Below are 12,865 nucleotides of genomic sequence, written 5' to 3' on the forward strand. Positions count from 1 at the left end.
ATATCGAATATAATAAATCCACTAAAATGATGTTACCTAAAGCATTTTAAACGCTAAGGCGTTTGTTGATTTTCAAACTTATTAATTAATGAATCATTAGCAATTGCTAAGGTGTGTAATAATCATGCATTCATTTTTAAATTTTAGAAAAATAAATAGAATAAAATTCTCATTAGCTTTTTCGGATTTTTTCTTTTTTAATATTTCATTAATTCTTACTTTTATTCTGATTGGTTTTTTTGGTTTTAATATTTATTCTTTCATTCCAGAAAATGAATTTTTTGCCAGATTTATTTCACATGTTGTTCTTTCTGTTATTTGTGTCAGTTGGTTTTGGGTCAGATTAAGACATTACTCTTATCGTAAGCCGTTCTGGTTCGAGTTAAAGGAAATTTTAAGAACGTTAGTCATTTTTTCCATATTAGATTTGGCATTTGTTGCGTTTTCGAAATGGGATTTCTCCCGATATGTTTGGGTGCTAACGTGGATTTTCGCGCTTGTACTCGTCCCTCTGGGGCGCTCGTTAACTAAACGTGTTTTAGACAAACTGAATCTTTGGAAAAAGCAAACGGTCATTATTGGAAACGGTAAAAATGCCAGAGATGCCTATGCTGCTTTACAAAGCGAAGAAATTCTCGGTTTTAGCATAGTTGCGTTTTTTTCAACTAAGAAAAATGACGATAGGCAGATTTTTAATGTTCCCGTTCTCTCTTCAGAAGATGAACTTTGGGAACAGTGCTGTTCTGAAGAAACGCAATTTATTGTCGCTGTTGACGCTGAAGATTATGACCTGAGGGATTACTGGTTAAAGTCACTAGCTAAAAAGAAATGTCGTTCTGTCTCTGTCATTCCAACGTTGCGCGGCGTTCCATTATATGGAACTGAGATGTCTTTCATTTTTAGCCATGAAGTCATGATCCTGCGAGTCAGTAACAATCTGGCTAAAAGGACGTCACGAATAGTAAAAAGAACATTTGATATTGTGGGTTCTATCTCTATTATTTTTGTGGCATCACCCTTGTTGCTATTCTTAGCTTTCTTGATTTCTAAAGATGGCGGCCCTGCCATATATGGGCATGAACGTGTTGGGCGTAATGCGAAAAAATTTAAATGCTTAAAGTTCCGTTCAATGATCGTCAACTCTCAGGAAGTGTTGCAGGAATTACTCGACAAAGATCCCGAAGCAAGAGCCGAGTGGGAAAAAGATTTTAAGTTAAAAAACGATCCCAGAATCACCAAGGTAGGGAATTTCATTAGGAAGACCAGCTTAGATGAGCTCCCTCAGTTGTTCAATGTGTTGAAAGGGGAGATGAGCTTGGTTGGTCCTCGTCCTATTGTTGAGCAAGAGCTGGAACGTTATGCCGGTGATGTCGACTATTATCTCATGGCAAAACCAGGAATGACTGGGCTATGGCAGGTCAGCGGCAGAAATGATGTTGATTATGACACCCGGGTGTACTTTGATGCGTGGTATGTAAAAAATTGGTCACTATGGAATGATATCGCCATTTTATTTAAGACGATTAATGTTGTTTTAAAAAGAGATGGCGAGTATTAGTGATTTCTCAAATGAAATAGACATTGAGAAGATAATATCAATGGGCATGTTTCAGATTTGTAATTAGTGCTAAATCGACTAACTTAATTTAGCCGAAAGTATAAATAATAGTTGGCTTCCATTATGACGAATAAAATCACATTAATGCCTTCTGGTGTTGTTTTTGAATGTGGATCAGAAAAAACAATTTTAGATTCAGCAATAGATCAAGGCATTGTTCTGGAACATAGCTGTAAAAATGGTTCGTGTAACGCTTGTGAAGCCCATATTCTTAGTCCTCAAGGTGAAATCCTTACTACCATTTTGACTTGTCAGGTAAAGCCTGACTGCGATATGACCCTAGAGGCGGAGTACTATCCTGAGTTAGCGAATATTAAAAGTAAAACCGCACCGTGCAAGGTCGATTCTATCGACTATCCTCATGAGGATATTGTAATTATTACGCTGCGTTTACCACCTACAGCTAACCTTACATTCTTGCCTGGGCAATATCTTGATCTGAAGTATCAAGGAATAACCAGAAGTTACTCCATTGCCTCTATTCCGCAGAATAATAGTAAAATTGAGCTTCATTTAAAGCGTGTAGAAAATGGTGCCATGAGTAGCAAGGTATTTGGTAATTTATCCGCTAACCAACTAATGCAGCTCGAAGGGCCAAAAGGTACCTTTTTTTATCGAAATAATGAAAGCTCTGGACCAATAATATTTCTGGCAACGGGTACTGGATTTGCACCGATAAAGTCGATTGTTACTGACCTGCTTAATAAGGGTACTCAACGAGATATTTATATTTATTGGGGAAATAGAAAAAGCAGTTTGTTCTATGATCCTTCTGTTGAGCTATGGGAAAGCCAACACGCTAATGTAAAGTGCAGTCTGGTTTTGTCTCAACCTGAAGAGGGTTGGGATGGAAGATACGGTTATGTTCAGGAGTTTGTCGTCGCTGATATTGGTGATTTGAACACCGCCAGTGTCTATGCCTGTGGAAGCCAATCAATGATTGAGTCGGCAAAAGCGTTATTGATTGAAAAAGGGCTTCCTGCCGCTAATTTTTATTCAGATGCCTTTGTGGTATCTGGTTGAATCATAAAGTGGTTAAGAAAGATATATCGAATGTATTATTTGTCATCAGTATATGGCAAAAAATTAAAGAGTAGGGACCAACTAGGAGCGTTCCATGAAAGCGGTGATACTTGCAGGTGGGTTAGGTACCAGACTGAGTGAAGAAACGGTTACTAAACCTAAGCCCATGGTTGAAATTGGTGGGAAACCTATTTTATGGCATATCATGAAAATGTATTCTTATCATGGCATAAATGAATTTATTATATGCTGTGGGTATAAGGGATACGTTATTAAAGAGTATTTTGCGAATTATTTCCTACATATGTCTGATATTACCTTCAATATGAAGGATAATGAAATGACGGTGCTTCAAAAACGCGCAGAACCTTGGAAAGTTACGCTTGTAGATACAGGCGAGCACTCCATGACCGGAGGTCGTCTACGCCGCGTTGCTGAATATGTTAAAGATGACGAGTGTTTTTGCTTTACCTACGGTGACGGTGTCTGTGGAATCGATATTCAAGATACGATTGCCTTCCATAAGCGTCATGGCAAACTTGCCACATTAACTGCGACGTTACCACCTGGTCGTTTCGGAGCTCTGGAATTATCTCAGGGACAGGTGAAAAGTTTTAAAGAAAAGCCAAAAGGTGATGGCGCCTTGATTAATGGCGGCTTCTTTGTTCTGTCACCTAAGGTGTTGGATTTGATTGATGGTGACAGCAGCGTTTGGGAACAATCACCGCTGATGACCCTGGCCGCGCAGGGCGAATTGATGGCTTATGAGTACACGGGTTTCTGGCAGCCAATGGATACGTTGAGAGACAAAATGCTTCTTGATGAACTTTGGCAAAATGGTGAAGCTCCTTGGAAAAAATGGGAGTAAGCAGCGTGGTAAATTCAGCATTTTGGCAAGGAAAAAAGGTCTTCGTAACAGGGCATACTGGCTTCAAAGGTAGTTGGTTATGCCTGTGGCTACAGAGCATGGGGGCAGAAGTAAAAGGGTATGCGTTGCAACCGCCTACCGAGCCGTCTATCTACCAAGCCGCATGTGTTGACGAAGGGATGTCCAGTGAAATTGGGGATATCCGTGATTACCAGAAAATGGAAGAAAGTATCAGAGCATTCGGTCCTGAAATTGTTTTCCATATGGCGGCTCAGCCGCTTGTCAGGCTTTCATACGATATTCCTGTCGATACTTACGCTACGAATGTCATGGGTACCGTGCATTTGCTGGAAGCGGTGCGTAAAATCGGTGGCGTTAAAGCGGTAGTCAATATTACCAGTGATAAATGCTACGAAAATAAAGAGTGGGTCTGGGGATATCGTGAGAACGAGCCCATGGGCGGTTATGACCCTTACAGTAACAGCAAAGGCTGTGCTGAGTTAGTTGCCGCTGCGTATCGACAGTCATACTTTAATGCTGATAAATATCACGAACATGGTTGTGCGCTGGCTTCTGTCAGAGCAGGTAATGTGATCGGCGGTGGTGACTGGGCCCTCGATCGTCTTATTCCCGATATCCTTAAGGCGTTTGAAGAGCAACGTCCTGTCTTGATTCGCAATCCGCACGCGATCCGCCCTTGGCAGCATGTACTTGAGCCCCTGTCTGGATATCTCTGTGCCGCGCAGGCGCTTTATCTAAACGGTACAGAGTATGCTGAGGCTTGGAACTTTGGGCCGCTAGATGAAGATGCTCAACCGGTTCAATGGATTGTTGAGAAGATGGTTGGTGCGTGGGGCGACGATGCATCATGGATTCTGGATGATGGTGAACATCCCCACGAGGCACACTATCTGAAGCTAGATTGTTCCAAGGCTAAAATGCGTTTGAATTGGGCACCAGTATGGCGGCTTGACGAGACGCTGAACCGCATTGTCACGTGGCACAAAGCCTGGTTAGCTGGTGCGGATATGCATCAGATTACGCTAAATGAAATACATGATTATATGAAAACTCAAAACGATAAAGGTCACTATTGATGAGCACCCAAAACCTAAGAGAAGACATCGCTAAACTGGTCGAGCAATATGCTAACCAGGCTTTTGCCTCCAAAGTATTTTTGGCCGGTGAAAGTGTCATCCCTCCTGCGGGCAAAGTGATCGGTGCTCCAGAAATAAAAATGATGGTTGATGCTTGTCTGGATGGCTGGCTGACAACAGGGCGTTTTAACCGTGAATTTGAACGCCGTTTGGGTGAATTCCTTGGTGTAAAACATGTCCTGACGACAGTATCAGGTTCTGCCGCTAACCTTCTGGCTCTGGCTACGCTGACATCCCCGAAACTGGGCGATCGTGCGTTAAAGGCGGGTGACGAAGTGATTACTGTTGCTGCAGGGTTTCCAACCACGGTTAACCCATCAATTCAGTATGGCCTGATTCCTGTTTTTGTTGATGTTCATATTCCAACTTACAATATCGACCCCAGCAAAATTGAAGCGGCAATTAGCGACAAAACCCGTGCAATTATGATCGCGCATACTCTGGGTAATGTATTTGATTTATCTGAAGTTAAGAGAATTGCTGATAAATACAACCTCTGGCTGATTGAAGACTGCTGCGATGCGTTGGGCGCTAAATACAATGGCCAGATCGTTGGCACATTTGGTGACATTGCTACCGTGAGTTTCTACCCCGCACACCATATTACGATGGGCGAAGGTGGTGCAGTCTTTACTAATTCATCTGAATTGAGAACGATCACTGAATCTTTCCGCGATTGGGGACGTGATTGCTACTGTGAACCGGGTTGTGATAACACCTGTAATAATCGATTCGGCCAGAAATTAGGTTCCCTGCCTTTTGGCTATGACCATAAATATACCTATTCACATGTCGGGTACAACCTCAAAATCTCGGATATGCAAGCTGCATGTGGCCTGGCGCAAATGGATCGCTTGCCGGATTTCGTGGCGAAGCGTAATGCCAATTTTGAATACCTGAAAGCAGGTCTTGCATCATGCGAAGAGTTCATTGAGTTACCTGAAGCTACGCCAAATTCTGAGCCATCATGGTTCGGTTTCCCGATTACCCTTAAAGAAGAAAGCGGTATTAATCGTATCGATCTGGTTAAATTCTTGGACGATGCGAAAATTGGCACACGTTTGTTGTTTGCGGGTAACCTGACTCGTCAGCCTTACTTTGAAGGCGTGAAATATCGTGTTGTTGGTGAATTAACCAATACTGACCGTATCATGAATCAGACTTTCTGGATCGGCATTTATCCGGGATTAGATACTGAACATCTTGATTTTGTGATCGGAAAATTTGAAGAATTCTTTGGGTTGAATTTTTAATTGAAATAAAGAATAAGCGGATTGCTTTGTATATCGCTATCCGCTTATTAAATAAGTTCATCTAAAAATAATTTTTAAAATCACAATGTAATTGTGCAAAATGACTCCCTTACTAATAAGCCATAACGTCATATTGCCACAGTCCAGCCACTCTATAGTATTAAAATACTACACTTACTGAAAATATAAATACGATGAAACAGCTTAACCCAATAAAGCAAAAGCTTGCCGCAGGCCAGCCCGTTATGGGGATTTGGTCTATTGTATCATCTCCTACCGTCGTTGAAATTTTATCAAGTTCAGGTATCGATTTTTTAATACTGGATATGGAACATGGTATTTATGGCGTAGAAGCGCTTGAGGCTTGTATTCGGGCTACTGAGGTAGCTGGTGCTTCTCCGATAGTCCGCGTGCCTGGCATGAATGCTTCCGCGGTACAATGGGCATTGGATTTGGGAAGTCACGGAATTATTGTTCCTCAAGTATTAGGTGAGCAACAAGCTAGAATGGCCGTTGAAATGACTAAGTTTTCGCCCAGCGGAACAAGAGGTTATAATCCGTTCACTCGGGCAGGCGGCTATGCTAATGCATCTAGCAATCAAAATGGTAAATTAGCCAATACGTTCGGTCTTACTTCAATTATTGTTGAGAACGCGCTTTCTCTTAAAGAAATTAATGAAATATGCTCGATTGAAGATCTTGATATGATCTATGTCGGCGTTTATGACCTTTCAATTTCTCTTGGGTATAACGGTAATACGCTTCACCCTGAGTTAGTTAAAATAGTGGATGAAACGGTTAAAACTATTCGAAATTCAGGGAAAGCGGCTGGCGTGATGGTTCGTAATGAAAGTGAAATTACATCAGCCATTAATTTAGGTGCCAATGTGCTCGTATATGGCGTCGACACATCATTAATTAGACAAGCGATGTCTGCCGCCGTAGACACCTTCAAGCTCAATATAAAAAATATATAAGAGGAAATCATGAAAATGCGAGTGGCAGATTTTATTGTTCAGCACCTTCGTAATATCGGTGTTGACACCGTATTTCTATTGAACGGTGGGGGCATGATGCATATGGTTGATGCCCTGGCTCGATGTGAAGGTATGCACTATGTTTGCAGCCACCATGAGCAGGCATCTGCTATTGCTGCTGATGCGTATGCTCGTCTTTCTGGTAAATTAGGCGTCTGCTACGCAACCGCAGGGCCGGGTGCAACCAACATCCTTACTGGCGTTGTTGGCGCGTGGCAAGATAGTTCTCCGGCGCTTTTTATTACGGGCCAAAGTAAAAGTACACAAACCATTGCGATGTCTGGCATAAAAGGATTGCGTCAGTTTGGTACATTTGAAGTGAATACCGTACCCATCATGGAAAGCGTGACTAAATATAGCCACATGCTGACTGATGCGAGCACGATTAAATATCATCTTGAAAAAGCAATACACGAAGCGACATCGGGTCGACCTGGGCCTGTTTTACTTGATATCCCGTTGGATATTCAGGGTGCGTTGATTGATCCTGAAACCCTGCAAGGGTTTATCGACGAAGAGCCTACTGCACTTGCACCGTCAGAGAATGAGATTCAACAAATTATTGCGGCGGTATCGGGAGCTAAGCGACCGGTTATATTAGCAGGCGTGGGCGTTCGGGTAGCAAATGCATCGGAAGCGTTCAGAAAGCTCATTGAGGAATGGAAAATTCCTGTTGTGACGACCCAACTGGGCAAGGATGTTATGTATTATGAACATCCGTTATTTGTAGGGCACTCTGGCCCCAAAGGTGATAGAGCCGGTAACTTTGCCGTCCAAACTGCTGACGTTATTTTATCGCTTGGTACGAGTCTGCACGGGCAAACAACGGGTTGGGAAAATAAACTATTTGCCCCTACGGCGACGAAAATACAAATTGATCTCGATGATGCCGTGCTGGAAAGAGAGCAGATTAATGTCAATCTGAAAGTCAGGGCTGGCGTAGCCGAATTCATTGAGAGCATTAAACCTTTTATTACGCCACACGCTTCTGAAAAATGGCGCGCATGCTGCCATAGCTGGAAAACACGTTACCCTGTGCATGCGGAACCACATCAGCACGAGGAAGACGGCGCTAATTTCTATGATTTTGCTGAAATACTATCGCAACTGTTACCTGAGAATGCTTGCGTGGTATCCGATGCCGGGTCGGCATTTTATGTGACGGGGCAGGCGATTCGTTTAAAAGACGGACAGCGATTTATCTCCTCTGGTTCACTCGGTGCCATGGGCTATGCGCTGCCTGCAGCAAATGGATGCTCACTTCTCGATCGTAATCGCCCGATTGTTTGTGTCACAGGTGATGGTTCGCTGATGACAAACGTACACGAACTTGCCACCATGCGAATGGAGCAGCGCAACGTCAAATTGTTTGTTATTAACAATTCTGGCTATGTCTCTATGCGTAATACGCACAGGGATTTCTTCCAGGGATTAATCGTCGGTGCCGATTATGCATCGGGCGTATTTATTCCGGCGATGGAGTCTTTGGCCAAGAGCTATGAACTTCCTTACCTCTGCTGTAAAACGAACGAAGAGATATGCAATACAATTAAAGAAGCATTGGAAATAGATGGACCGGTGCTTGTTGAAGTCATCACAATGAAGAATCAGCGTATTATTCCTACCGTTGCGTCTAAACGCTTGCCAGATGGAAGAATGGTGTCAACTCCTATTCATGAGATGCAGCCTGCTTTACCTGACGATGTTATTGAAAAGGAAATGTCAGCGGCTATCTTAGAGGATTAATTACCATGCATATTGCGATTCTCGGGTGTACCAGCCAAATAGCTAAAGATCTTATTCGTTCTATCTATGTTTATAGCCAGCACGATTTGATTCTCTTTGGCCGAACACCTCAGCAGACACAGTCGTGGCTTGCTGAAAATGGCATAACATCACGCTGTAGCGTGAATCAATACGAAGAATATCCCAATATTGATCATGATGTGGTCATTAACTTCGTTGGTATTGGCGATCCCTCTAAAGCTGCTGCTATGGGGGGAAGTATCTTCGATATTACGCTGCATTATGATGAGTTAGTGCTTAACGAGCTAAAAAAACATCCCGATCGTCGCTATCTATTCTTATCCAGTGGTGCGGCCTATGGTTCATCATTTTTAGAACCTGCGGACGCCGACACACCATCAACGATTAATATTAATAATCTGCTTCCACAAGAATATTATTCGGTAGCAAAACTGCATGCTGAATGCAGACACCGTTCGTTAAAAGAGTATGCCATCGTTGATTTGCGTGTATTCAATGTCTTTAGTCGGACCCAAGACTTAGAGGCGCGTTTCTTCATTACCGATATCGTCAGAGCGATTCAGTCCGGTACGGAGTTGATCACCTCATCCGATATGATTTATCGCGATTTTATGCATCCTAAGGATTTTTATCAACTGGTTGAACGTGTGCTCAATACGCCGCCGATGAATATCTCCTTGGATTGTTATAGTCGGCAACCAGTGGACAAAGCTACATTACTTGACGAAATGAAAAAGACATTCGGTTTATCCTATCGCGTTAAGGAATCGAATATGTCTATTAATGCGACGGGTATTAAACCCTGCTACTACTCAAAGAACAAAAGAGCTGCCAAGTTTGGCTATCTGCCAGAGTATTCATCTCTTGAAACCATCATCGAGGAGACCAACGCTATTTTAGGTCTCCAGAAAACAGTCTAGAGAGAAAAATTCAGTAGAGACTAATAGATGACAAATCTAAATAAAAAAGTACGTGTTGGCATTATTGGTAGCGGTAACATTGGTACTGATTTGCTAATCAAAACTATGCGTTCTGAATCGCTTACATGCACAATTTTTGCCGGAAGAAACTTCAACTCTGCCGGCATGAAACGAGCAAATGAGCTCGGGGTACACATTTCAGATCGCGGGATTCAGGCTATTCTGGACGATCCTTCTATTTGCGATGTCGTTTTTGATGCAACTTCCGCTCAAGCTCATATTGAGCACTGGCGTGAGCTGGAACCGCTTGATAAAACCGTTATTGATATGACGCCTGCCAAGGTCGGTGGTTTCTGCATTCCTGCGATTAATGCTGAAGAGATATTGGCGTCAGGTAATCGAAATATCAATATGGTCACCTGTGGGGGACAATCCTCGATTCCCATTGCTAATGCGATTTCGTCCGTTCATCCTGAGTTTGAATATATCGAAGTGGCATCAAGCATTGCCTCTCGGAGTGCAGGGCCAGCCACGCGTGCAAATCTGGATGAATATATTGATACGACAGAAAAAGCGCTTAAGCAGTTCACTGGGGCTCATCGGGCGAAAGCCATTCTGATATTGAACCCTGCGGTGCCACCGATTGATATGCAGACGACGATTTACGCAAAAATAGATCGCCCAAATATTGCTGCAATTGATGCCGCGGTAAGAGAAATGGTTGAACGGCTAAAACGCTACGTACCTGGATATCAGCTAGTGCTGCCGCCAACACTTGATGGCAACCGTGTTGTCACTACGGTTAAAGTCATGGGTAATGGCGACTACCTGCCACAATACGCTGGCAACCTTGATATTATTAATTGTGCGGCGATTGCTGTAACGGAAATGATTTCTTCATTGAGATATGGGAAATAAGACGATGGCGAAGAAAATTCTATTATGTGATCCAACTCTCCGTGATGGTAATCATGCTGTAAGACATCAACTGACGCGTGAAAGCTTTGCCGCTTATTGTCAGGCGGCTGAGGCTGCCAATGTTCCGGTTGTGGAAGTCGGTCACGGTAATGGCTTGGGCGCCTCGTCAATGCTTGTTGGCGAATGCTTGTTGAGTGATGAAGATATTTTTACCATATCGCGTGAGCACTTACACAAGTCTCGTATGGCGATCCACCTGATCCCTGGGTTTTGCACCATCAAGAAAGATCTGACCCGAGCTCTGGAGCTTGGCGTCGATTTATTCCGTGTTGCATCGCATTGTACTGAAGCTGATATTACCGATCGTCACATTCACTTTGTCAGAAATTCGGGCAAAGAGGCATGGGGGATCTTGATGATGAGCCATATGACTTCTCCTGCGGTTCTTTTAGAAGAAGCCAGAAAGATGGAGTCCTATGGCGCAGAAGCGATTGTCATCATGGATTCGGCTGGGGCGTATTTCCCTGATGATGTGAAAGAGCGTATTTCGACGCTGGTCAATGGACTAACCGTACCTGTCGGTTTTCACGGTCATAATAATCTGGGTATGTCAGTCATTAACTCGGTGGTTGCAGTGCAGGAAGGTGCAACAATTATTGACGGAACTATTCGTGGATTCGGCGCTGGCGCTGGGAATACTCAACTGGAAGTCTTGGTTGCCGTGTTTGAACGCTTGGGTTACGAAACAGGTATCGATCTCTATAAAATTCTGGATGCAGCCGATATTGCTGAAAAAGGATTTAACCCTGTCGCACCGTCAATATCGCCTTTATCGATTGTAAGTGGTCTTGCCGGCGTATTTTCAGGATTTGCCAAACCTGTGGCAAAAGCTGCGAAAGATTACAATGTTGATCCCAGAGATATCTTTTTTGGGCTGGGTGAACGTAAAGCGGTTGCAGGCCAGGAAAGCTTGATTTACGAAGTTGCGCGGGATCTTGCCAAACGTAATGAAAACTCCGTTGAAAAGGGACAATAATAATGAAAACATCATCATTGTCAGAATGTCGTTCAGATTGCTTGCTTGCCTGTGCTGGGGCTGAAGACGTAAGAAAGGTATTAGCTGGAAAGCATATCAGCATAACCGGCGGAACCGGATTCCTCGGTACCTGGATTGCGGAAATGATATCGGCACTGAACGATGAATATAATGCGGGCATTACGTTAGATATCTATGCGACTCGAGTGCAGGAGTGGGCGAGACGATTGCCTCATTTGGCTGCAAGATCGGATATCAATATTTATAGTCAGGATGTCAGATCGCCTTTTGAATTTTCAAAGGCAACGAATTTTATTATTCATGCTGCAGGTATCCCTAATACGCGGGTTCATTCCTCAGATCCTCTGAGAGTTTATGAAACTACCGTCACAGGGACTGCAAATTGTCTGGAAGCGGCGACCAAGCTTGGTTCGCTTATTCGGATGGTCAATGTCAGTTCATGTCTGGTAAATGGTCAACCCGATCGTTCTGGAGCAACATCGGAAGATGATGCATTTATGCAGCGTTCCGGCGAATTGCACGGTGTGTATGCCGAAGCCAAACGTGCCTCTGAAACATTAGCGACTATCTACCGTAATCAGCATCGTTTACCTATTTCTACCGTTCGACCATTTACTTTGGCTGGGCCTTACCATGAGCTTGATCTGCCGTGGGCGATTAATAACTTTATGAGAGATGCGCTCAATGGTTCAACCGTTCGTATCCATGGCGATGGTAATGTTCGCAGAAGTTATTTATACGGTAGTGATGCGGCGTGGTGGACACTCACTGCTCTGGTAAAAGGAGGAGATGGTGATGTCTACAATCTGGGTAGTGCATATTCAATAAGTCATATTGAGCTTGTGAAGATGATTGGCGATCTTCTTGGAAAAGAACTCAATGTTGAGATTAATACTAATCCGGCTAAAAAAAATAAAGTTGATGATTTATATCCTAACACGCAACGTGTATCACAGCGGCTTAAGGTTGCTGAAACGGTAGATAGCTTAAGCATCCTTAGAAAAATGTACGCGTGGCACAAGTCGTCAACCAGATAGTGAGATAGGTATTACGCTTCTTGTGAGGATATCATCTCGTTCTATTTGGTACGGATATTTATTTTTGATGCTTTTTATTCCTATATCATTTTATATAGTCATTTATAACTAGCTTGAGATGCTTATTTTGCATCAATCCGGTTTCCTCAATTTTACATTGAGGTTTTTTGTTATGATTTTTAAGAAAAACCAGCCTGGCTATTTTCACCA

General features: G+C 43.1%; 11 protein-coding genes. All 11 read left to right on the forward strand.

Features of this window, described 5'->3' with window-relative positions; genetic code table 11:
• Positions 1–124 precede the first annotated feature (124 nt).
• The 11 genes from wbaP to GZ59_RS07080 all read left to right on the forward strand — a co-directional run bounded on the left by wbaP (position 125) and on the right by GZ59_RS07080 (position 12,655).
• A complete protein-coding gene (gene wbaP / locus GZ59_RS07030) occupies positions 125–1,558 on the forward strand; it encodes an undecaprenyl-phosphate galactose phosphotransferase WbaP (protein WP_051918061.1) in 1,434 nt (477 codons plus the stop codon).
• A 123-nt stretch (positions 1,559–1,681) separates the two neighbouring features.
• Positions 1,682–2,641: a CDP-6-deoxy-delta-3,4-glucoseen reductase gene (locus tag GZ59_RS07035; protein ID WP_011093005.1), complete on the forward strand. Its 960-nt coding sequence runs from the start codon at positions 1,682–1,684 to the stop codon at positions 2,639–2,641.
• 94 nt (positions 2,642–2,735) lie between these two features.
• Complete coding sequence (gene rfbF, locus GZ59_RS07040) at positions 2,736–3,509, forward strand: glucose-1-phosphate cytidylyltransferase (RefSeq protein ID WP_011093006.1); 774 nt, start codon at positions 2,736–2,738, stop codon at positions 3,507–3,509.
• A gap of 5 nt (positions 3,510–3,514) precedes the next feature.
• Positions 3,515–4,606, forward strand: a complete 1,092-nt coding sequence (rfbG, locus tag GZ59_RS07045) for a CDP-glucose 4,6-dehydratase (protein ID WP_039294806.1) — start codon at positions 3,515–3,517, stop codon at positions 4,604–4,606.
• A complete protein-coding gene (gene rfbH, locus GZ59_RS07050) occupies positions 4,606–5,919 on the forward strand; it encodes a lipopolysaccharide biosynthesis protein RfbH (RefSeq protein WP_011093008.1) in 1,314 nt (437 codons plus the stop codon). Before rfbG ends, rfbH begins: the two co-directional genes overlap by 1 nt.
• 194 nt (positions 5,920–6,113) lie before the next feature.
• The gene (locus GZ59_RS07055) at positions 6,114–6,896 is read left to right on the forward strand and encodes an HpcH/HpaI aldolase family protein (RefSeq protein WP_051623232.1); all 783 of its coding nucleotides are present in this window, start codon (positions 6,114–6,116) and stop codon (positions 6,894–6,896) included.
• A gap of 9 nt (positions 6,897–6,905) precedes the next feature.
• The gene (locus GZ59_RS07060) at positions 6,906–8,702 is read left to right on the forward strand and encodes a thiamine pyrophosphate-binding protein (RefSeq protein WP_051623235.1); all 1,797 of its coding nucleotides are present in this window, start codon (positions 6,906–6,908) and stop codon (positions 8,700–8,702) included.
• 5 nt (positions 8,703–8,707) lie between these two features.
• A complete protein-coding gene (locus GZ59_RS07065) occupies positions 8,708–9,643 on the forward strand; it encodes an NAD-dependent epimerase/dehydratase family protein (protein WP_039290869.1) in 936 nt (311 codons plus the stop codon).
• 27 nt (positions 9,644–9,670) lie between these two features.
• A complete protein-coding gene (locus tag GZ59_RS07070; RefSeq protein ID WP_039290871.1) occupies positions 9,671–10,561 on the forward strand; it encodes an acetaldehyde dehydrogenase (acetylating) in 891 nt (296 codons plus the stop codon).
• A 4-nt stretch (positions 10,562–10,565) separates the two neighbouring features.
• Positions 10,566–11,597 (forward strand): 4-hydroxy-2-oxovalerate aldolase, encoded by a 1,032-nt coding sequence (gene dmpG / locus GZ59_RS07075; RefSeq protein WP_011093013.1) that lies wholly within the window; start codon positions 10,566–10,568, stop codon positions 11,595–11,597.
• Positions 11,598–11,599: 2 nt separating this feature from the next.
• Positions 11,600–12,655, forward strand: a complete 1,056-nt coding sequence (locus GZ59_RS07080; protein ID WP_039290873.1) for an NAD-dependent epimerase/dehydratase family protein — start codon at positions 11,600–11,602, stop codon at positions 12,653–12,655.
• Positions 12,656–12,865 lie beyond the last annotated feature (210 nt).

It is taken from the genome of Pectobacterium atrosepticum (assembly GCF_000740965.1).
GTDB lineage: Bacteria > Pseudomonadota > Gammaproteobacteria > Enterobacterales > Enterobacteriaceae > Pectobacterium > Pectobacterium atrosepticum.